We start from the raw sequence: 21,584 nt of genomic DNA, 5'->3' as shown, positions 1-21,584 counted from the left end.
ACTCTCCGAGGGTTCGAGTGTGGAAACCCAAACCTATCGGAAGGGCTCGCTCACCGCTCCCCCATGGAATCTACGCAGCCCCGCAATGGCGCACGGCCATGAGTCAGCGCTGCGCGATCAGAACGTCTCGACCCACGGGCGCAGCTCGATCTCCCAGCTCCAGGCGCTGCGCGGCTGCTGCAGCACGCTCCAATAGCTGGCGGCGATGGCGTCGGGATCGAGCATCGAATCCGGACGTTCAGCCGGATCCTGGCGGGCCGCGCTCCTGATCGCGCCGTCGATGACGAAATGCGCGACGTGGATGCCCTGCGGCGACAATTCGCGCGCCATGCTCTGGGCCAGCCCGCGCAACGCGAACTTGCCCATCGCGAACGGCGCCGACTGCGCATAGCCCTTCACGCTGGCGGAAGCGCCGGTGAACAGGATCGCACCCTGCTTGTTCGGCAGCATGCGCTGCGCCGCCTGCTGCGCCACCAGGAAGCCGCCGAAGGCGCTGACCGCGATCGACTGCTGCACCTCGGCCGGGACCAGGTCGACCAGCGGCCCGCGCGCCCGTGCGCTGGCATTGTAGACGACGACATCGGGCGTGCCGATTTCGCGCTCGACGAGGCCGAACAGCCGCTCGACCTCCTCAGGATTGGTGGCGTCGCAAGGATAGGCGCGCGCGCCGGTTTCGTTGCAGAGCGCGCCGAGTTTCTCGACCTTGCGTGCCGCCAGCACCACGCGAATCTTCTCGCGGGTCAACAGCCGCGTCAGCGAGGCCGAGAGTCCTTCGCCGGCACCGACGATCAGGGCGATCTTGTAGGAAGGGATGTCCATTGGCATGTCCTTGGCAACGAGGTCTTCGGCGAAGCGTTCGCAGCCATTTAGCTAGTGCATCGGCGGCCGACTTCCTATCGTTCATCCCCACATTTTTGCCGCGAGCCTCAGGATGGACGCGGTTGCATGGCGGCAAGGCAGCCGATCTCCTCCAGCACGACGTCGATCCGGCTGTGGTCGTGCAGGAAGACATATTTGCTCCGGAGCATGGCCAGCGAGCGCGCATGATATTTTTGCGGCTTCTGCGTCCACAGGACGTCGCCGAGCTGCACGCTGAAGATGTCGCGGTTGTCGGCCAGGGCCCGCTCGTTGGCGAGCGTCCACGGCATGAACAGCCCGCCGACCTGGCGGGTCAGGATCGGCATCAGGGTGAGCGACAATTCGGGCCACAGCTCGAAATCGCCTTCGGCGCGCGGCCACAGCATGCGCTGGATCCAGGTCAACACATGCGGCGCGCGGCCCTCGATCAGCGCGCCCGCGGTCGGGTCGGTCCACAGCTCGTAGAACTGGCCCCACAGGCCGAAATCGCCATAGGCCGGCCGGCCGCCGAACAGATATGGCCGGACCGCGAGATGACGTTCCAGCATGTCGAGCATCTCGGCAAAACCCTGCTCGATCTGCGGCGCGTTGATCTCGTTCGATCCGACATACCAGAGCCGCTCCACCATGCGGGCGCGGATCTTCTCCGTCAGCACGGCAAGCTCGGTCTCGTCCGCCTTCGGTGCACGGATGCGGGCGATCCGCCCGGCGGAGGCGCGCTGATCGAGATCGCGCGCCCAGCGATAATGGAACATCCATTTGTTGCCCCACTCGTCGCCGAACTCCTCGATGACAGCCGAGATGAAGCTGGTCAGCACGTCGCCCGGATGAATCGAGGGTTGCGGAAAATCGAGTTCCAGCGCGTCGATGATCGGCGTGGAATCCTGCATCGGCACCTCGTCGGGCGCGACGACCAGCGGAATGATCGGCAGCTTGGCGTGCCGGATGAACTCCGACTCGCTTTCCGCATTGCGCAAGATCCAGCGATGCGGAATGCCCTTGTATCGCAGATACGATCGCACCTTGACCGAATAGGGCGACATCTCCGCCCCGAAGATGCGATAAACCTCCGTCGGCTGACCGGTCATGGACCTGCTCCCTCGATCATTCGGGCGTGGCAGTGGTGTACCCGATCCGGCGCAACCTGTCGAAGAGTCCATCAGAGACTTGCGGAAACGAACGAGGTCTTGACGAACATGCACCAGTTCCTGAAGCGCGATGACGTGATGACATCAGGCGCGAGGCCTGCGCTGCTGGCACCTGATACCACCGGGCTGAACTTCTATCGCGCCGATCCGGCGCTCGCCGACCTCCTGCGTATCCATCTGCCCGACGCCCTGTTTCGTCATCTCGTGCCGCATCTCGACCGGCTCGGCGAGCTCGCCGGCTCCTATCTCGACGAATGCGCCCGGCTCGCCGACCGTCACGGGCCCGTGCTGCATCAGCGCGACCGTTTCGGCCGCGACGTGCAGTGGATCGAATATCACCCCGCCTATCGCGAGCTCGAGCGGGCGGCGTTCGGCGAGTTCGGCATCCATGCGATGTCGATCCGCAAGGGCATTCTCGGTTGGCCGAACAAATATCCCGTCACGGCCAAACACGCCTTCACCTTCCTGTTCAACCAGGCGGAGTTCGGGCTGGGATGTCCGATCAACGTCACCGACGGCTGCGCCAAGCTGCTGGCGAGCTTCGGCAGCGACGCGCTCAAGACCAAATATCTCGACGGCCTGACCCAGACCGACATGCGGAAGCTGACCCAGGGTGGCCAGTTCATGACCGAGAAGGAAGGCGGCTCTGATGTCGGCACTCTGACGACAGTGGCCGTGCAGGAGGGCGACCATTGGCGCCTGCATGGCGAGAAATGGTTCTGCTCCAATGCCGATGCGAAGATCGTGATGCTGCTGGCGCGGCCGCAAGGTGCCGAGGCGGGAACGCGCGGCGTCGGCCTGTTCCTGATGCCGCGCTTCCTCGATGACGGCACGCAGAACCACTATCGGATCGTACGTCTGAAGGACAAGCTCGGCACCCGCTCGATGGCGTCGGGCGAGATCAAGCTGGAAGGCGCGATCGCCTATGCGGTCGGACGGCTCGATCGCGGCTTCGTGCAGATGGCCGAGATGGTCAACTCCTCGCGGCTCTCCAACGGCGTCAAGTCGACCGCCTTGATGCGGCGCGCCTGGCACGATGCGATCACGGTGGCGCGCAATCGCGTCGTGTTCGGCAATCGCATCGTCGACCTGCCGCTTGGCCGCCGCCAGTTGCTGAAGATCCTCTTGCCGACCGAGCAGGCACTGTCGATGAGCTTCCTCACGGCGGACGCGCTCGATCGGGCGGAAGCCGGCAGCCAGGATGCTGCGGCGCTGCTGCGCATCCTGACGCCCACGTTGAAATTCCGTGCTACCCGCGACGCCCGCAAGGTCTGCGGCGATGCCTTGGAGATGCGCGGTGGCATCGGCTATGTCGAGGAGTTCGCCACCGCGCGGCTGCTGCGCGACGCGCATCTCGGCTCGATCTGGGAAGGCACCGGCAACATCGTCGCGCTCGACGCGCTCAAGCGTGCTGTCGGCCGTCACGGCGCTGAGACCGCGCTAGCAGCCGATCTGCATGCGCGGCTCGACGACAGCGCGGATGTGCCGCAGGCCTGGCGCGATCAGTTGCACCGCCTGGTCGATCGCGCGGTTGGTTTTGCGCGCGAGGTCGCCGGCCATGCCGAAAACGAAGCCGAGTCGCGCCGCGCCACCAGCCTGCTGTATCACGTCGCCAGCGCAGTTTCTCTCACCTGGGAAAGCGCGCGCATCTACGCCATGCGCGGCGATGCCCGGCGCTTGCTGTTGGCCAAGCTCGTGGTCGATCATCGGCTGAGGTCGTTCGATCCATTCCGGCTTACGGAAAACAAGACGGATGATGCGATCGCAACGCTGCTACTTGGCGAGAACGTCGCCGGCATGGAAGAGGTTGGCGAACTGTTTTCAGCGGCGTAGGCTGTTCGCGTGCGAAAACGGACTACGATTGCCGTTTCGAAGTTGCTGAGTCGCAGAAGCGAGGAGTTGGGCAAACAGATTGCCGCGAGCGCGGTATTCACCTCGCCCCGCTTGCGGGGAGAGGTCGGATTGCATCGAAGATGCAATCCGGGTGAGGGGGGCTCTCAACATGCACCGCGCTCGCCGAGAGCCCCCCTCACCCCAACCCTCTCCCCGCAAGCGGGGCGAGGGAGCATAGCGACGGCGGCGCGACAGACGGGCTTCAACGAACAAAATTCAATTAGGGAGGAACGCCAAATGAAAGCCGCCGTGCTGATGGAGGTCAACAAGCCGCTCGTCATCGAGGACGTCAGTGTGCCCAAGCCCGGCCCGCGCGAGGTGCTGATCCGCACCGCGGTCGCCGGCCTCTGTCATTCCGACCTGCATTTCATCGAGGGGCTGTATCCGCATCCACTGCCCGCGGTGCTCGGCCATGAATCGGCGGGGATCGTCGAGCAGGTCGGCTCCGATGTCAGCTATGTGAAGCCGGGTGATCACGTCGTCACCTGCCTGTCGGTATTCTGCGGCACCTGCGACAACTGCACCACGGGGCGGCCGGTGCTGTGCACCGATGCGACGGTGAAGATGCCGCCCGGCGCCTCAAACCGGCTGTCATGGGGACGAACCGAGAAGCTGCACCAGTTCCTCAATCTGTCGTCCTTCGCCGAGCAGATGCTGGTGCATGAGAACGCGATCGTGAAGATCCGGCCGGACATGCCGCTCGATCTCGCCGCGCTGATCGGCTGCGGGGTCATCACCGGCTATGGCGCCGTCGTGAATACGGCGGGCGTCAAGGCCGGCGAAACCGTGGCCGTGATCGGCTGCGGCGGTGTCGGCATGGCCGCGATCAACGGCGCCGAGATCGCGGGCGCCGGCCGCATCATCGCCATCGACACCAACCCGGCCAAGCTGCAGCTCGCGACCAAGCTCGGCGCCACCGACATCATCAATCCCGCCGACGGCGACGTCGTGGCGCAGGTGCGCGAGCTGACCAAGGGCGGCGTGCACCACGCCTTCGAGGTGCTCGGACGCAAGGAGACCGCCGAGCAGGCCTTCGCCATGCTGGCGCCCGGCGGCACCGCGACCATCGTGGGCATGATCCCGTTCGGCCAGAAGATCGAGCTGCACGGTTTCGACTTCCTGCGCGAGCGCCGCATCCAGGGCTCGTCGATGGGCTCCAATCACTTCCGTGTCGACATGCCGCGCCTGGTCGAATTCTACCTGCGCGGCAAGCTGCACCTGGAAGACTGGATCTCGGCCAAGCTGAAACTGTCCGAGATCAACGAGGGCTTTGCCAACATGAAAGCCGGCAAGACGCTGCGCAGCGTGATCGTGTTCGACGCGTGAGGGAGTGGTCGCAGGGACGTGTCGTCATGATTTACTCGTCATGCCCGGCCATGACGATGCGGGATTGGCTGGCGCTCTACACACTGCTGTCGTCCCGGCCTTGAGCCGGGACCCATACCGCGGAATCTATCGAGTTGGCGCAGCTATCAGTCATCGTCCCACAAGCGCCGCTAGTTATGGGTCCCGGCTCAAGGCCGGGACGACGGCGGTGGGCGAGGGCGCGAGTGCACCCCTGACGCCAACTACTCCGCAAACATCGGCGGTGGCACGAAGCCGCTGAACTCGCGCTCGATCAGCTCGGCGAGCTTGAGCGGCGTGCGGTCCTCGAGGAAAGGGCCGACGATCTGCACGCCGACGGGCAAACCATCGGCAAGGCCGAGCGGGATCGCGGTGGCCGGCAGGCCGGGCAGGGTGGCGATCCCCGGCCAGGCGAGCTGGTCGGTGTAGCAATGGTCGATGCCATCGATGCGGATGCGGCGCTGCTCCTGGTCCGGCGAATGGTCGTGCGGGTAGGCGGGCGTCGGCATGATCGGGCAGATCACGGCATCGAAGCTCTCGAACAGCGCCCGCCATTGCGCGCGCAGCCCGAAGCGGGCGTTGTTGGCCTGGACCCAGTCGCGGTGGCTGAGCGCGAGGCCGCGCAGCCGCTCGGCGGCGAGGCTCACGGCCTCCTTCGGCAGTTGCGCGGCCGCCTGGCTGGCGCCGGCGTGGACCTCCGGCGGCATGGTGGCGCCGAGGAAGCCCAGCAGCAGGCGCATGTAGAGCCGGCTCGATGCGGCGAAGTCCGGCAGCAGCGGACTTTCCCTGACGACACTGACGCCGGCCTTCGCGAGATCGGCCGCGAGCCGCTCGATCGCGCCGCGCACGGCACTGTCGGTCGGCAGCAGCGGATCGCTGGCGATCATCAGCACGCGGAAATCCTGTAGCCGCGTGTGCCGTGGCGGCGGCAGCTCCAGCCGATACGCCTTGCCGGCCTCGATCGGATCCGGTCCCGCCATGACGTCGAGCAGCAGCGAGAGGTCGGCGGCCGAGCGCGCCATCGGGCCGACGACGGCGAGGTCAGCGTCGTTCGGCAGCGGCTGGAACGGCGGCGGCGTGTGGCCGCGCGTGGGCACGAGGCCGTAGGTCGGCTTGTGCGCGGTGACGCCGCAATGAAACGCCGGCACCCGCAGCGAGCCGCCGATATCCGAGCCGAGCGACAGCGAGCCGTATCCGGCGGCGAGCGCCGCCGCCGATCCGCCGGAGGAGCCGCCCGGCGTGCGGCCGAGATCGTAAGGATTATTCGTCGTGCCGTAGATGTCGTTGTAGCTCTGCCAGTCGCCGAGCCCGAGCGGCACGTTGGTCTTGCCGAGCACGATGCCGCCGGCGTCCTTCACGCGCGTCACCGTCAACGCATCCTCGGCCGCGACAAAATCCTTGTGCTGCGGAAAACCCCAGGTCGTCGGCAGGCCGGCGACGTTGTAGGATTCCTTTACCGTCAGCGGCAGGCCGAGCAGCGGGGCGCGCTCGCCACGGGCCAGCCGCGCGTCGGCGCTGCGGGCAGCCTCCAGCGCGCGATCGAAATCGCGCACGCAGACGGCGTTGATCTTGTCGTCATGTCGCTGAATGCGGTCGATCGCGAGCTGCGTCAGCTCGACCGACGAGATTTCCCGATGTGCCAGAGCTTTCGCCGTCTCGACGGCAGTTGCGAACGTCCATTGCGATGCAGCCAAGGTCCTGCTCCCCGTGCGCGTGGAGGTCGCGTTTTACCCCAGACGCGTGGCGGGCGCTTGACCGAAATTGCTGGAGGCGCGGGTCAGCCGGGCAGCATGCGCTGCATGACGCGGTCGCGATAGACGAAGATGTGCGCCAGCGCAGCTCCGATGTGCACGATGATCAGGATCAGCAGCAGCCACTCCGACGCCTGATGCAATCCGTCGATCGCACGATTGCCGGCAGGGTTGCGTGCCGCGAGCATCGGCAGCTGAAACAGATAGAAGTACGACACGCTCCAGCCGCGGTAGGAGGCGAAAAGCCAGCCGGTGATGGTGGTGGCCATCACCATCACATAGAGAGCCCAGTGCACGGCCTCCGAGCTCAGCCGCTGCCACGGCGGCAGCGAGCTTTCCGGCGCGACCGGATGCGTCAGCCGCCAGACGAAGCGCACCGCGATCAGCGCCAGGATGGTGAGGCCGAACGAGATGTGCAGGACCATCGGCGCGCCGGGCGGCGTGTTGGCGTGGAGGTCCGGCATCAGCCAGCCGATCGGATATTGGATCGCGAGCAGCGCCACCACCAGCCAATGCAGGATCTTCGCAGGTGTGCCGTAATGCAGGCGTGGTGTCATGACGGGCCTTTCGTCGTGGCCGGTCTGCTGCGATCTGCAGCCCGGCTGGGAGTTCTGCAGCACCCTATCGGCGGACCGCTACGCCGCTCCGATCAGGATCCCGACGCCGAGCACGATGATGCCGCCGAGCACGATCTGGAACACCGCCTGCAGGAACGGCGTGTCCATGTAGCGCGCACGGATGTAGGCGATCGCCCAGAGCTCGAAGAACACGACGATGCCGGCGATCGCGGTGGCGATCCAGAACGCGTTCGCCCAGGAATCGGGGACGAGATAGGGCAGCGTGTGGCCGAGGCCGCCAAGCGTCGTCATCGCGCCGCAGACCGCGCCGCGCAGCCAGGGCGAGCCGCGCCCCGTCAGCGAGCCGTCGTCGGACAGCGCTTCGGCAAAGCCCATGCTGATGCCGGCGCCGATCGAGGCGGCGAGGCCAACCAGGAAAGTCTGAAAATTCTGATGCGTCGCGAAGGCGGCCGCGAACAGCGGCGCCAGGGTCGACACCGAGCCGTCCATCAGGCCGGCCAAGCCCGGCTGCACATATTGCAGCACGAACACGCGGCGGCGCGTCTCGTCCTCCTTGTGACGGACGTCGGGGCTGAGGATCTGGTCGGTCAGTTTCGCCGCGACCTGCTCGTGGCCCTTCTCGGCCAGCGCGAGATCGCCGAGCAGCCGGCGCACGCCGACATCCTCGGCCTGTTCGGCGGCCTTGGCGTAGAAGCGCTCGGCCTCGAACTCCATCGTGCCGACCTCCTTGCGGATGGTGTCGAGCGACAGGTTCTTGGTCAGCCAGATCGGCCGGCGCTGCATGAAGCCCTTGACGTTCTCGCGCCGGATCGGCGGCAGGTTCTTGCCGAAGCGCTCCTCGTAGAGTTCGAGCAGCATGTGGCGGTGGCCTTTCTCCTCCTCGGCCATCTGCTCGAACAGTTTCGCCGAATCCGGATATCGCTCCGCCAGGTCTTCCGCGAAGCTCATGTAGATGCGGCCGTCTTCCTCTTCGGCCGAGATCGCGATCGCCAGGATCTCGCGCTCGGTGAGGTCGGCGAAATTCTTCATTCCAAGGTCCCCGGATTTGCCGTTCCGAACATTCGAGTTTAGAACGTTTCTAAATCTATATGGATTTGCCGCACCGCGGTCAAACTGCGGCCGCTACGTCGCCGCGAAACATTTTTGTGAGGTCACATTCAGGTCCCAGTCATGAAACCTCGATGCAAATTCACCGTTCGCGTTCCGCTCAGCTACCTAAGGAGTTCCAATGGACACCGTCAAATTCCGGCTGAATGATCCAGGACTGGCACCGCGCCGGACCAGGATGGATATTCCGGGTTGGGCCGGTGAGCGGCAACCGCGCGCGAATGGCTCGCACGAGCAGGTCTGGCACTGCGTGCCGTTCTCCGAAGGCGCGCAATACGGCATCGAGCTGTTCTACCCCTACGCCTTCGAACTGCGGGTGACGACGCGCGACGGGGCGCTGGAGATCGCCGGCGACTGGGGCGAGCCGCCGAGCCCGAGCTTGCAATGGCCGCCGTTCCGCAATTTCGGCGATGGCTTCTACACCTACCAGATCCTGCTCGACCTCAAGGTGCCCAAGGGTTTTGCGATCCGCACCGAACCGCATCCGCGCTTCTACACCGACCGGACAGATACTTGTCCGATCGCCGTGCCCGCGCTGGTGCGCAGCTTCTGGCCGATGCTGTTCTTCTGCGTGTTCAAGGCGCCGGCGGAAGGACGAACCCACATCTTCCGCCCCGGCGAGCCGTTCGCGCAGGTGATCGTGATCCCTGAGGAGGCCAACTTCACCGTCGAGCCGATGGGTCCGGAGGAGGCGGCCGAGCGCGAGCTGCAGTCACGCCGTATCCATGCCAGCCGGCCCACGCTCGCCAAGGAGACCGAGTGGGTGTCGAGCACCGACACCGTGTTCGACGGCACCTACCGCCATTTGCATCGCGCCGCCAAGGAGAAGGCGCGCAAATCGTAATGGCGCTATGCTGACGTGAAAGAGGCGCCGACCTCGCGGTCGGCGCCTCCGTCAAATCGTCACCGCTGTGCGATCAATAACGATCGTAATACCAGTGATGATGGTGATGGTGGTGGTGATGATGGTAATAGCGGCGCGGCGGCACGACGTAGACGCGCGGTCCGTAGCCGTAGCCATAGCCGTAACCCGGGCCCGGGCCACGCCAGTAACCGTGGTGGTGGTGATGATGATGGTGGTGATGGTACCACTGCGCGAGCTGCACCTTCGGCTCGTCCGCCTGCGGGGCCTGCTCGTCGAGCACCTGCAGCACCTTGGCGGCGTCAGGGATCGGTTCGAGAAGGTCGGCGTAGGAATTGGCCTTCAGGACATCGGTGGGAGCCGGAGCCGCCGATGCCTGCGCCGTGCCGAGCGCGCCGACAGCGGCGACCGCGCCCAACAAGCCTGCGATCTTCTTATCCATAAATCATCTCCTGGTGCGCATCGCCCGGATGCGGAAACGTCAGCCACGATGGTTCGTTCCCCGATTCGGGGGATAGGGCAGAACGACGTCGAAAATCAGGCTGTCGATTTGTTCAGGAATCTTAACAGCAGCTGATTGACTCGTTCATGTTGCTCCTGCTGCACCCAATGGCCGGCACGATCGATCAGCTCGCACAGGATCATGTGGGTACAGACTCGGGACTGCATCGCTTCAAACATTCCGGGCCGTTGGTAGATGCCCCAGTCTTGCAGGCCGGAGATGAATGCAGACGGAACGTCGATCGTGCGATCGGACCATGTCTGCAATTCCGCGTCGAACAGGCCTGACGTGCCGCAGCGATACCATTGCAGCCCGCCTTGAAATCCGGTGCGTTGATATTCTGCGGTGTAGATCGCGAGCTCATGGTCCGGCAGCCAGCGATTGGTTGCGATCGCCGAGGCTTCCGGCATCTCCTCGGCGACGGTCTCGGCCATCGTCTTGTCGAGGTCCATCACGTAGTAGGTCGGCAATTTCGACAGCTCGCCGGCGCTCCACGCCTGCAGCGGAGCAGGCTTGTTGTCCAGCCAATCCGCGCTCTTGTGGTGATAGTAGGCGCGCAGGAAATCATGCAGGCCTTGCGGCGCATGATGCATGTCGGCATTGGCCTGTCGCGTCGAGTAGTACCATTGATAATGCTTGCGCGGCCGCGGCAGCGCCGCGAGGTCGCGGTGCACGGAATCCTGCGGCGGTGTGAACGGATGCTCCGCGATGCCGAACGGCGCTGCCGGCGGCCCGGCGAACGGTGCACTCATCATGACGACCGACCGAAAGACATCGGGGCGGATCACGGCGCACCACGCCGCGACGAAGCTGCCGAAATCGTGGCCGACGACAGCGGCGACATGGCGATGCCCGAACGCATAGACGACGCCGAGCGCATCGCGCACCAGATTGGTGAATCGAAATGGCGCGAGGTCGCCGTCATAGTCGGCGCACCAGCCGGTTGTGCGGCCATAGCCGCGCTGGTCGGGCGCCAGCACGTGGTAGCCAGCCGCCGCCAGCGCCGGCATCACCTTGCGCCAGCTATAGGCCAATTCGGGAAAGCCGTGGAGCAGCAGCACGCAGGGCCGTCCCGGCGTCTCGAAGCCGGCTTCGAGCACATGCATGCGCAGGCCGTTGAGGCCGTCGACGAAGCGGGAGCGGATGGTGGCCGGAAGAGGCAGCGGGGGCAGGGACATCGCGTGATCTTTCCTCGCGTCGTCCCGGCCAAGCGAGCGAAGCGAGCGCGAGCCGGGATCCATAATCACAGGCGGTCGTGTGGCGCCAAAGCTGGAGCTTATACCTTTCGCATCCTCGGCGGCGGTGGCTATGGGTCCCGGCGTTCGCCGGGACGACATCAATCACTTGTCAGGCCGCACCCTTCTTCGGCCAGTAGCGCTCGCGCAGATGCCGCTTCACGAGCTTGCCGGTCGGCGTGCGCGGCAGCTCCGGCTCGAAGTCGATCGAGCGCGGGCACTTGATCGGCGACAGATGCTGGCGGCAGAACAGCATGAGCTGTTCTTCGAGTGCCTTGCCGGCGCGCGCCATGTCGTGCGGCTGGACCACCGCCTTGACCTCCTCGCCCATCTCCTCGTTGGGTACGCCGAACACGGCAACGTCGGCCACATCGGGATGAGTGATGAGGACGTCCTCGGTCTCCTGCGGATAGATGTTCACGCCGCCGGAGATGATCATGTAGGACTTGCGGTCGGTGAGATAAAGGAAGCCGTCGGCATCGAGATAGCCGACGTCGCCGAGCGTCGACCAGCCCTTGTCGTTATAGGCGCGCTTCGTCTTCTCCGGATCGTTGTGATAGGAGAAAACAGGCGCATCCGCAAAGTACACCGAGCCGATCTCGCCGGTCGGCAGCTCCTCGTCGTTCTCGCCGAGGATCTTGATCTTGCCGACCACGGCGCGGCCGACGCTGCCGCGATGCTCGAGCCACTGCTTGGAGGTACACACGGTGACGCCGTTGCCCTCGGAGCCCGCATAGTACTCGATCAGGATCGGGCCCCACCAGTCGATCATCCTGGCCTTGACGTCGACCGGGCAGGGGGCCGCAGCGTGGATCGCGCCTTTGAGCGTGGAGACGTCATAGCGTTTGCGGACGTCCTGCGGCAGTTTCAGCATGCGCACGAACATGGTCGGCACCAGCTGCGACTGGGTGACCTTGTACGTCTCGACCAGCCGCAGAAATTCCTCGGCGTCGAAATGCTCCATGATGATCGAGGTGCCGCCGAGCACGGATACCATCATGTTGAAGCGCAAGGGTGCTGCGTGATACAGCGGCGCCGGCGACAGATAGATGCTCTCGGCGTTCATGCCGCACATGTCGGCGCAGAGCACGCGCAGGAACGGACTGGCCTGCTCGATCGGATTGCCCTCGAAATCCTTCTTGATGCCCTTCGGCCGCCCCGTCGTGCCCGACGAATACAGCATGTCGTAACCGGCGACCTGGTCGGCGATCGGCGTCTTCGGCTGCGCGCCGGCCTCCTTGTCCCAAGAGCGGAAGCCGGGCTCGGGCTCGTCGACCATGAAGAACAGCGGGCCGTCAGCGGCGCTCGCGAGATCACGCACCTGCTCGGCGCATTTCGGCGAGGTGATGAAAACCTTGGCGCCGCAATCCTTGATGATGTAGGCGATCTCGTCCTTGGTCAGGTAGCGGCTGATCGCGGTGTAGTAGAGGCCGGAGCGCTGCGCGGCCCAGGCGATCTCCATGAAGGCCAGCCGGTTCTCCATCAGGAAGGCGACGTGATCGGCGGCCTTGAGCCCGAGCGCGCGGAACAGCTGCGCGCCCTGGTTGGAGAGCTCATCGAGCTCGCGATAGGTGATCGCCTTGCCGGTCCCCGCCATCTGATAGGCGATCTTGTCGGGATGGCTGTGGGCGTAAATGGACGGGTGGGTCATGAGGGCTCACCGCTTGATCAGGAAAATGGCGTCGTCCCGGCGAACGCCGGGACCCCTAACCACAGGAGCCTGTGGTTAGGGCGGGCTGTGGCTCCAGCCCGCCCGCAGTCTAATTCGGTGGTTATGGGTCCCCGCTTTCGCGGGGACGACACCGTTGTCGTTGCGACAGCTACAGCCGCTCGACGATCGTCACGTTCGCCATGCCGCCGCCTTCGCACATGGTCTGCAGACCGTAGCGCTTGTTGCGCGCCTTGAGCGCATGCAGCAGCGTGGTCATCAGCTTGGTGCCGGAGCCGCCGAGCGGATGGCCGAGCGCGATGGCGCCGCCATTGACGTTGAGCCTGTCGGGATCGGCGCCGGTGGTCTTGAGCCACGCGGTCGGCACCGAGGCGAAGGCCTCGTTGACCTCGTAGAGGTCGATGTCGTCGATCGACATCCCCGCCTTCTGCAGCGCGCGCTGCGTGGCCGGCAGCGGCGCCTCCAGCATGATCACGGGGTCGCTGCCCATCATGGTCATGTGGTGGACGCGGGCCAGCGGCTTGACTCCGAGCGACTTCAGGCCACGCTCGTTGACGACCATCACGCCCGAAGCGCCGTCGCAGATCTGGCTGGCGGACGCCGCCGTCAGCTTGCCGTTCTCGGCGATCAGCTTGACGTTCTTGATGCCGTCGAGGCTGACGTCGAAGCGGATGCCCTCGTCGATGTAATGCGTGTCGGTCGAGCCGTCCGCGCGGGTGATCTGCAGCGGAATGATCTCGTCCTTGAACTGTCCTCCTTGCGTCGCCGCGATCGCGCGCTGGTGGCTGTGATAGGCGTATTCGTCGAGCTCATCCTTGGAGAGCCCGTACTTCTCCGCCATCATCTCGGCGCCGGTGAACTGGCTGAACTGGATGTTGGGATAGCGGCTCTCCATGTTCGGGCTCTTGTAGTGCCCGAAGCCGTTCTTGGCCGGCAGCGTCGACGACAGGCCCATCGGCACCCGGGTCATCGATTCCACGCCGGCCGCGATCACGACGTCCATCGCGCCCGACATCACCGCCTGCGCGGCGAAATGCAGCGCCTGCTGCGACGAGCCGCATTGCCGGTCGATCGAGGTGCCGGGCACGCTCTCCGGCAGCTTCGAGGCCAGCACTGCGTTGCGGGCGATGTTGGTCGACTGCTCGCCGGTCTGCATGACGCAGCCCATGATCACGTCCTCGACCTGGTCCGGCGCGGCCCCGGAGCGCTCGACCAGCGCGTCCAGCACCTTCGCGGCGAGATCGGCCGGATGCCAGCCGGCCAGACGGCCTCCCTTTCGGCCGCCGGCCGTGCGCGCAGCCGCGACGATGTAGGCTTCCGCCATGACGTCTCCTCCCTAGACTTGGTGTTCTCGTCTTTGTGCCGATTTAAATGCCCCGCTGCCGGTTAGTCAATCGATCAATTAACTCTTGAGATCGGCCCCGGCTTCGGCTTATCTGGCCCCAACAATCAGGTGGGAAACGTCCAAGGTGGGCACCGTTTTGGGACCTCAGCTGCAGAACAGCGCGCCGGAGAAGCTTGCCGTGGGGCGGAATGCCACCGCGGAAAAACTGCTCGACGCTGCCAGCGAGCTGATGATCCAGCGGTCCTCGATCGAGATCTCGCTCAGCGACATCGCCCAGAAGTCCGGCTCCAACGCCGCGTTGGTGAAATATCATTTCGGCAACAAGGACGGCCTGCTGCTGGCGCTGCTCGCGCGCGACGCCGCGACCGAAGTCGCCAATCTCGAATATCTCTTGGCGCAGCCGCTGCCGCCGACGGCCAAGCTGAAGCTGCACATCAGCGGCATCATCCGCGCCTATTACCGGTTCCCCTACATGAACCGGCTGATCCATTATCTGCTGCACGAGAGCAGCACTGATGCCGCCGACGAGGTGTCGAAATTCTTCGTCGCACCGCTATTGGATTTCCATCGCCGGCTGCTCGAAGAGGGCGTTGCCAAGGGCGAATTCCGCGCCGTCGATCCGGTGCTGTTCTACACCAGCCTGATCGGCGCCTGCGATCATCTGTTCTTCGGCCGCCACGCGATGTCGCGCGCGATCGGCGTCGGCCCGGTCACCGATGACGTCTGCCGCCAGTACATCGCTCACATGGAGGCGCTGATCTGCGGCGGAATAGTGAAGGGAGCGAATGGCGAATAGGGAGTAGCGAGTAGGGGCTCCCCGCTATTCGCTACTCCCTATTCGCTATTCGCCAACAAGAAACCTAGGGAGGAAACCAACCATGCAGTTGAACAACGTCGCCGTTCTCATCACCGGCGGTGGCTCGGGCCTCGGCGCCGCCACTGCGCGCGCGATGGCCGCGAAGGGCGCCAGGATCGCCGTGCTCGATCAGAGCAAGGAGAATGCGGAGAAGGTCGCAGCCGAGCTGAACGGCGTCGCTGTTCATGCCGACGTCACCGACGAGGAGCAGGTCAAGGCCGGCATCGCCAAGGCGGAAGCCGCACATGGCATCGCACGCGTGCTGGTGAACTGCGCCGGCATCGGTGGCTCGCAACGCATCGTCGGCAAGGACGGCGTCTATCCGCTCGCCAAGTTCGCGCGCATCATCAACGTCAACCTGATCGGCACCTTCAACGTGCTTCGCCTGTTCGCCGAGCGGCTCGTCACCGCCGAGGCGGTCGGCGAGGAGCGCGGCGTCATCATCAACACCGCGAGCGTTGCGGCGTTCGAGGGCCAGATCGGACAGATCGCCTATTCGGCCTCGAAGGGCGGCGTCGTCGGTCTCACCTTGCCGGCGGCGCGCGATCTCGCCAGCCAGAAGATCCGCGTCAACACCATCGCGCCCGGCCTGTTCCTGACGCCGCTGCTGATGGGCCTGAACGAAGAGGCGCGCAAGAGCCTCGGCGCCCAGGTGCCGCATCCGGCCCGCCTCGGCGACGCCTCGGAATACGGCAACCTCGCCGTCCACATCGTCGAGAACCCGATGCTGAACGGCGAAACCATCCGCCTCGACGGCGCCATCCGCATGGCCCCGCGCTAGTCGTCTCAACGGAAGTTTACCCTCTCCCCCAAGCGAAGCAAAGCTTCGCAAGGTGGGAGAGGGGGGCTCGCGTGAGCGGAGCGAAATGCGAGCCGGGTGAGGGGTCTCTCTCCGCGAGTCCAACTGCCGAGAGAGACCCCTCACCGGACCGAATGCGCGTCTGATGTCGGTGATGCCCTCTCCCACAAGGGGAGAGGGCGCATTAACAAACTCCGGCGCTTGTTGAAGCGAGCGAGCATGCCATGTCCCAACCGCTGCTGATCGAGCATGACAACGGCGTCGACCGGGTGACGCTCAATCGTCCGGAGAGCCTGAACGCGCTCGACCCGGCGCTGATCGACGCGCTCAATAACTACTTCGAAGGCCTGCAGCGTAATCGCACGACACGCGCCGTCGTGCTGAAGGGCGCAGGCAAGAACTTCTGCGCCGGCCTCGATCTCAAGGCCGCGATGCAGCGCCGCGGCGGCGTCAACGAGCCGCCCAGCGTCACCGACTCCCTGGACTCGCAGCGCCGTATCGCCGACATCGTCATGCTGATGCGCCGCTGTCCGCAGCCGATCATCGCGCTGGTGCAGGGCGCGGCCGCCGGCGGTGGCTTCGCGCTGGCGCTCGCCGCCGATATCCGCATCGCCGCGCGCTCGGCGCGGATGAACTGCGCCTTCATCAAGCTCGGTCTCGGCGGCTGCGACATCGGCACCAGCTACTTTTTGCCGCGCCTCGTCGGCGTCTCCGTCGCCTCCGAGCTGATCCTCACCGGACGCTTCATCGGCGCCGAACGCGCGCTGATGGTCGGACTGGCGTCGGAGATCGTCGAGGAGGACATGCTCGAAAGCGCGGCGGCGCCGTTCGTCGACGCGATGATGACGGCCTCGCCGGTCGGACTTCGTCTCTCGAAGGAATGTCTCAACATGAGCGTCGATGCGGCGTCGATCGAAGCCGTCATCGCCATGGAAGATCGCAACCAGGTGCTGTGCAGCCGCTCGGACGATTTCAAGGAAGGCATTCAAGCCTTCCTCGAGAAGCGAAAGCCGGTCTATACCAACGGCTAGATATCAAGATCCGCAAAGGACGATATTTCGGGAGACGCAAAATGGACGGGACGGCAGCGAAGGTTTTGGAGAAGCCGGCATTCCGCAAGGTCAACTGGCTGGCGCGCGACATCGACGTCGACAGGCGCGCCGACGGCGTGATCGTCATCAAGTCGCGTATTCCGCTGCAGGCCTATGAGCCGCATCTCGCCGCCCCGCTCGCCCGCTGGGCGAAGGAGGCGCCGGCGCGGACCTGGCTCGCGCAGCGCAGCGGTCAGGAACGGCAGTGGCGAAAGCTGTCTTATGCGGAGGCGAAGCGCACCGTCGACGGGCTGACGCAAGGACTGCTCAACCTGAAGCTCGACGGCCGTCCGGTTGCGATCCTCTCGGGCAATTCGATCGAGCATGCGCTGATGACCTTCGCCGCGATGCAGGCCCGCGTGCCCGCGGCGCCGGTGTCGCCGGCCTATTCGCTGATGAGCCATGATCACCTCAAGCTGAAATATCTGTTCGGGCTGGCGAAGCCGGGCGTGGTGATGGTACAGGACGGCCCGACCTTCGAGAAGGCGCTGAAGGCGCTCGATCTCGATGGCGTCACCGTCGTTCATGTCGCGCGTCCGTGCGACGGCGTTCCGAGCATCAGCTTCGCCGAATTGGCCGCGACACCGGCCACGTCAGAGGTCGAGGCTTCGATTGCGAAGATCACGCCAGACACTGTCGGCAAGCTCTTGTTCACGTCGGGCTCGACCGGCATGCCCAAGGCGGTCATCAACACGCAAGAGATGATGTGCGCCAATGCGGCGATGATGATGCAGACCCGGCCGCGCGGGCCGGATGCGCCGATCTCCACCGTGCTGGACTGGATGCCGTGGAATCATACCATGGGCGGCAACGCGCTGTTCAATCCGCTCTTGATCGAGGGCGGCACGCTGTACATCGACGATGGCCGGCCGATGCCGGGCATGTTCGATGAGACCATCAAGAACCTGCGCGAGGTGTCGCCGACCTACTACGCCAACGTTCCCGCCGGCTATGCCGCGCTCGCGGCGGCGATGGAGAAGGACGATGTGCTGTGCCGTTCCTTCTTCAAGGATCTCGGCATCATGGCCTATGGCGGCGCGCGGCTGCCGGACGATCTCTACGAGCGGATGCAGGCACTGGCGGTGAAGACCACCGGCGAGCGCATCGTGTTCTACACCGGCTGGGGCTCCACCGAGACGGCGCCGACCTCGACCGGCACTTATTGGAACACGGAGCGCGTCGGCCTGATCGGCCTGCCATTCCCGGGCGTCGAGCTGAAGATGGTGCCGACCGGCGACAAATACGAGCTGCGTCTGCGCGGCATCAACGTGATGCCCGGCTATTTCGGCCAGCCCGAGCTGACCAGGAAGGCGTTCGACGACGAAGGCTTCTACTGCATCGGCGATGCCGGCGTATTTGTCGATCCCAATGATCCCGTGCAGGGCATCATCTTCGCCGGCCGTGTCGTCGAGGATTTCAAGCTGACCACCGGCACCTTCGTCCATGTCGGCTCGCTGCGCACCGATGCGATCGCCGCGGCCACGCCCGCGATCCATGACGCGCTGGTGGCGGGACAGGACCGCGACTACATCGGCCTGCTGGCCTGGCCGAACCTTCATGCCTGCCGCCAACTGGTCGGCAATCCCCAAGCGACGTTCGAGGACGTCGTGAAGCATCCGGCGGTCATCGACTGCGTCCGCCGCGGCCTCCAGGCGCACAACAAGGACTGCGAAGGCGCCAGCAGCCGGCGCATCGGCCGAGCGATGCTTATGGCCGAGCCGCCGTCAATCGACGGCCATGAGCTGACCGACAAGGGCTACATCAACCAGCGCGCCGGCTTGGAGCGCCGCGCCGCGCTCGTCGAGCGGCTCTATGCCGCAACGCCCGACAGCGACGTGATCGTGCTGTGATGCGACCCGTCTCTTCCCACTCGTCATTCCGGGATGCGTGCGAAGCACGCAGGCCCGGAATCCATAACCCCGATCGGGCGTATGGATTCCGGGCTCGCGCTCGCGCGCCCCGGAATGACGGCAAGCTTTAGATCCGACTTCCAAGGCGAGTGACATCCATGAACTTCGATTTCTCCGACGACCAGAAGCAGCTGCGGGACCAGGCGCGCAAATTCCTTGCCGAGAAGTGTCCGCCGAAAGCCGTGCGCGTCGTGCTCGACGGCAAGGAACCGTATGACCGCGCGCTGTGGAAGGGCTTTGCCGAGATGGGCTTTCTCGGCGTCGCCATCCCCGAGGAATATGGCGGGGCGGGCGCCGGCCACCTTGAACTCTGCGTCATCGCAGAAGAAGTCGGTCGCGCGCTGGCGCCGGTGCCGTTCTCATCGACGGTCTATCTCGCTGCGGAAGCGCTGATGCTCGCCGGCAGCGATGCGCAGAAGCAGGCCTGGCTACCGAAGATCGCGAGCGGCGAGACGATCGGTACGCTCGCGCTGTTCGAGGGCACCGGCAATCCCTCGCCGAAGGCGATCAAGCTCGCAGCCGCCAATGGCGTGCTGAACGGCACCAAGAAGCCGGTCGCCGACGGCGCCATCGCCGATCTCATCATCGTCGCTGCGCGCACCGCATCGACCGGCCGCGACAGCGACATCTCGCTGTTCCTGGTCGACGCCAAGGCCGGCGGCGTCGAGGCCAAGGCGCTGACCAATCTCGACCCAACCCGCGGCCAGGCCGAACTCACCTTCACGAATTGCAAGGCCGAACCGCTGGGCGCTGCCGGCGACGGCTGGAGCATCATCAGCCAGGTGCTCGATCGCGCCGCGGTGCTGACCGCGTTCGAGCAGGTTGGCGGCTCCGACCGCGCGCTGGAGATGGGCCGCGACTACGCGCTCGACCGCATCGCCTTCGGCCGTCCGATCGGCTCGTTCCAGGCGGTCAAGCACATGCTGGCCGACATGTATGTCTCGGCGACCCTGGCGCGCTCCAACGCCTATTACGGTGCCTGGGCGCTCTCGACCAATGCGCCGGAGCTGCCGGAAGCCGCGGCGTCGGCGCGCATCAGCGCGACGCAAGCCTATCAGCACTGCGCCAAGAACAACATCCAGGTCCATGGCGGCATGGGCTTCACCTGGGAGTTCGACTGCCACATGTACTACCGCCGCGCCAACGCGCTCGCGCTCGGCCTCGGCAGCCTGTCCTATTGGGAGGACCAGCTGATCGACCGCATGCGCAAGCGCAACGCGGCATGAATCGAAGCGAGAATCCGTAGGGTGGGCAAAGCGACTTGTCCGACGAAGCCCGAAGGGCGAAGGCGGAAGCGTGCCCACCGCAAGTGTCGCGGTTTGGATTGGTGGGCACGGCGCGTTGCGCCTTTGCCCACCCTACGAGATGAGAGGTTTGAATCATGAACTTCGATGACACCCCGCAGGAAGCGGCTTTCCGCGCCGAAGCCCGTGCCTGGATCGCGGCCAACGCGCCGAAGCAGTATGAAGACGAGCTGCGCGCGTCCTCGCTCGGCCGCACCGCGCTGAAGAGCGCCAACATTCTCGAAGTCGCCAAGGCCTGGCAGAAGAAGAAGGCCGACGCCGGCTGGGCCTGCCTGCACTGGCCGAAGGACTATGGCGGCCGCGGCGCCTCGCCGATCGAGCGCGTGATCTGGCAGCAGGAGGAGGGGCCGTTCGGCAAGCTCTCGGGCCTGTTCATCATCGGCCACGGCATGTGCGGCCCGACCATGATGGCCTACGCGTCGGAAGAGCATAAGCGTCAATATCTGCCGCCGCTGGCCTCGGGCGAAAAGGTGTGGTGCCAGCTGTTCTCCGAGCCCGCCGGCGGCTCCGACGTCGCGGGCCTGCGCACCCGCGCCGAGAAGCGCGGCGACGAGTGGGTCATCAACGGCCAGAAGATCTGGACCTCCGGCGCGCATTACTCCGACTACGGCATCCTGCTGACGCGCACCGATCCCACCGTGCCGAAGCACAAGGGCCTCACCATGTTCTTCCTGGACATGAAGAGCCCCGGCGTCGAGGTCCGCCCGATCAAGCAGGCCAGCGGGCACTCGGATTTCAACGAGGTCTATTTCACTGACGTGGTGATCCCGGACTCGCAGCGGCTCGGCGCGGTCAATGACGGCTGGAACGTCGCGCTCACCACGTTGATGAACGAGCGCATGTCGATCGGCGCCGGCGTCGCGACTGGTTTCCCCGAGCTGTTCGAGTTCTGCTCCAACCTGATGCTCGACGATCGTCCGGCGATCGACGACCGCAACGTGCGCTCGAAGCTGGCGAACTGGGCGGTGAAGGCCAGCGGGCTGAAATACACCAGCATGCGCGCCATCTCGGCATTGTCCAAGGGCGAACGGCCGGGGCCGGAGAATTCGATCGGCAAGCTGGTCGCGGGATCGATGGTGCAGGACGTCGCGACCTACGCGCTCGATCTGCAGGGCGCGGCGGGCGTGCTCAGCGGGCCCGAGGCGGAGCTTGCAGGACGTTTCCAGGCGATGCTGCTGCGATCGCCCGGCACCCGCGTCGAAGGCGGCACCGACGAGATCATGCGCAACATCATCGCCGAGCGCGTGCTCGGCCTGCCCGGCGACATCCGGGTCGACAAGGATCTGCCGTTCAATCAGGTGCCGACGCGGGGACGAAACTAGACCCTCATCC

General features: G+C 65.3%; 18 protein-coding genes. 9 read left to right on the top strand and 9 right to left on the bottom strand.

Going from position 1 to position 21,584, the window contains the following annotated elements; genetic code table 11:
• Positions 1 to 117: 117 nt before the first annotated feature.
• Both ACQR1B_RS09335 and ACQR1B_RS09330 read right to left on the bottom strand, forming a co-directional pair.
• On the bottom strand, positions 118 to 819 hold the full coding sequence (locus tag ACQR1B_RS09335; RefSeq protein WP_434832309.1) for an SDR family NAD(P)-dependent oxidoreductase: 702 nt from the start codon (positions 817 to 819) through the stop codon (positions 118 to 120).
• A 107-nt stretch (positions 820 to 926) separates the two neighbouring features.
• Entirely contained in the window at positions 927 to 1,946 is a 1,020-nt protein-coding gene (locus ACQR1B_RS09330; RefSeq protein WP_434832308.1) for a glutathione S-transferase family protein, read from the bottom strand.
• Positions 1,947 to 2,054: 108 nt separating this feature from the next.
• Between ACQR1B_RS09330 and ACQR1B_RS09325 the strand changes: the two genes are divergently transcribed.
• Both ACQR1B_RS09325 and ACQR1B_RS09320 read left to right on the top strand, forming a co-directional pair.
• On the top strand, positions 2,055 to 3,839 hold the full coding sequence (locus ACQR1B_RS09325; RefSeq protein WP_434832330.1) for an acyl-CoA dehydrogenase family protein: 1,785 nt from the start codon (positions 2,055 to 2,057) through the stop codon (positions 3,837 to 3,839).
• Positions 3,840 to 4,136: 297 nt separating this feature from the next.
• A complete protein-coding gene (locus ACQR1B_RS09320) occupies positions 4,137 to 5,225 on the top strand; it encodes a Zn-dependent alcohol dehydrogenase (RefSeq protein WP_434832307.1) in 1,089 nt (362 codons plus the stop codon).
• A 242-nt stretch (positions 5,226 to 5,467) separates the two neighbouring features.
• On the opposite strand, the gene ACQR1B_RS09315 is transcribed toward ACQR1B_RS09320, so the two are convergent.
• The 3 genes from ACQR1B_RS09315 to mbfA form a co-directional block, all read right to left on the bottom strand.
• Positions 5,468 to 6,937, bottom strand: a complete 1,470-nt coding sequence (locus tag ACQR1B_RS09315; RefSeq protein WP_434832306.1) for an amidase — start codon at positions 6,935 to 6,937, stop codon at positions 5,468 to 5,470.
• 83 nt (positions 6,938 to 7,020) lie between these two features.
• A complete protein-coding gene (locus tag ACQR1B_RS09310) occupies positions 7,021 to 7,551 on the bottom strand; it encodes a cytochrome b (protein WP_434832305.1) in 531 nt (176 codons plus the stop codon).
• Positions 7,552 to 7,629: 78 nt separating this feature from the next.
• On the bottom strand, positions 7,630 to 8,601 hold the full coding sequence (gene mbfA / locus ACQR1B_RS09305; protein ID WP_434832304.1) for an iron exporter MbfA: 972 nt from the start codon (positions 8,599 to 8,601) through the stop codon (positions 7,630 to 7,632).
• Between the two features lie 199 nt (positions 8,602 to 8,800).
• Here mbfA and ACQR1B_RS09300 point away from each other — a divergent pair, with 199 nt between their 5' ends.
• The gene (locus tag ACQR1B_RS09300; RefSeq protein WP_434832303.1) at positions 8,801 to 9,523 is read left to right on the top strand and encodes a hypothetical protein; all 723 of its coding nucleotides are present in this window, start codon (positions 8,801 to 8,803) and stop codon (positions 9,521 to 9,523) included.
• A 73-nt stretch (positions 9,524 to 9,596) separates the two neighbouring features.
• On the opposite strand, the gene ACQR1B_RS09295 is transcribed toward ACQR1B_RS09300, so the two are convergent.
• The 4 genes from ACQR1B_RS09295 to ACQR1B_RS09280 all read right to left on the bottom strand — a co-directional run bounded on the left by ACQR1B_RS09295 (position 9,597) and on the right by ACQR1B_RS09280 (position 14,271).
• Complete coding sequence (locus ACQR1B_RS09295; RefSeq protein ID WP_434832302.1) at positions 9,597 to 9,983, bottom strand: hypothetical protein; 387 nt, start codon at positions 9,981 to 9,983, stop codon at positions 9,597 to 9,599.
• 95 nt (positions 9,984 to 10,078) lie between these two features.
• Positions 10,079 to 11,149, bottom strand: coding sequence for an alpha/beta fold hydrolase (locus ACQR1B_RS09290; RefSeq protein WP_434832329.1), 1,071 nt, complete (start codon positions 11,147 to 11,149; stop codon positions 10,079 to 10,081).
• Between the two features lie 241 nt (positions 11,150 to 11,390).
• On the bottom strand, positions 11,391 to 12,929 hold the full coding sequence (locus ACQR1B_RS09285; RefSeq protein ID WP_434832301.1) for an acyl-CoA synthetase: 1,539 nt from the start codon (positions 12,927 to 12,929) through the stop codon (positions 11,391 to 11,393).
• Positions 12,930 to 13,098: 169 nt separating this feature from the next.
• Complete coding sequence (locus tag ACQR1B_RS09280; protein ID WP_434832300.1) at positions 13,099 to 14,271, bottom strand: acetyl-CoA C-acetyltransferase; 1,173 nt, start codon at positions 14,269 to 14,271, stop codon at positions 13,099 to 13,101.
• Positions 14,272 to 14,428: 157 nt separating this feature from the next.
• Here ACQR1B_RS09280 and ACQR1B_RS09275 point away from each other — a divergent pair, with 157 nt between their 5' ends.
• From ACQR1B_RS09275 to ACQR1B_RS09250, 6 genes are all read left to right on the top strand, one after another.
• Entirely contained in the window at positions 14,429 to 15,088 is a 660-nt protein-coding gene (locus tag ACQR1B_RS09275; protein WP_434832328.1) for a TetR family transcriptional regulator, read from the top strand.
• A gap of 82 nt (positions 15,089 to 15,170) precedes the next feature.
• Positions 15,171 to 15,929 (top strand): SDR family NAD(P)-dependent oxidoreductase, encoded by a 759-nt coding sequence (locus tag ACQR1B_RS09270; protein WP_434832299.1) that lies wholly within the window; start codon positions 15,171 to 15,173, stop codon positions 15,927 to 15,929.
• A 242-nt stretch (positions 15,930 to 16,171) separates the two neighbouring features.
• A complete protein-coding gene (locus ACQR1B_RS09265) occupies positions 16,172 to 16,978 on the top strand; it encodes an enoyl-CoA hydratase/isomerase family protein (RefSeq protein ID WP_434832298.1) in 807 nt (268 codons plus the stop codon).
• Between the two features lie 41 nt (positions 16,979 to 17,019).
• Positions 17,020 to 18,888, top strand: coding sequence for an AMP-binding protein (locus ACQR1B_RS09260; protein ID WP_434832297.1), 1,869 nt, complete (start codon positions 17,020 to 17,022; stop codon positions 18,886 to 18,888).
• A 158-nt stretch (positions 18,889 to 19,046) separates the two neighbouring features.
• Positions 19,047 to 20,174: an acyl-CoA dehydrogenase family protein gene (locus ACQR1B_RS09255; protein WP_434832296.1), complete on the top strand. Its 1,128-nt coding sequence runs from the start codon at positions 19,047 to 19,049 to the stop codon at positions 20,172 to 20,174.
• Between the two features lie 155 nt (positions 20,175 to 20,329).
• Positions 20,330 to 21,574, top strand: a complete 1,245-nt coding sequence (locus ACQR1B_RS09250; protein ID WP_434832295.1) for an acyl-CoA dehydrogenase — start codon at positions 20,330 to 20,332, stop codon at positions 21,572 to 21,574.
• Positions 21,575 to 21,584: the final 10 nt, after the last annotated feature.

Origin of the sequence: Bradyrhizobium oligotrophicum, assembly GCF_051168495.1 — a bacterium.
Taxonomy (GTDB): Bacteria; Pseudomonadota; Alphaproteobacteria; order Rhizobiales; family Xanthobacteraceae; genus Bradyrhizobium; species Bradyrhizobium oligotrophicum_A.
Note: the sequence above shows the minus strand (reverse complement) of the source record. Positions and strands in the feature narration are given on the sequence as shown.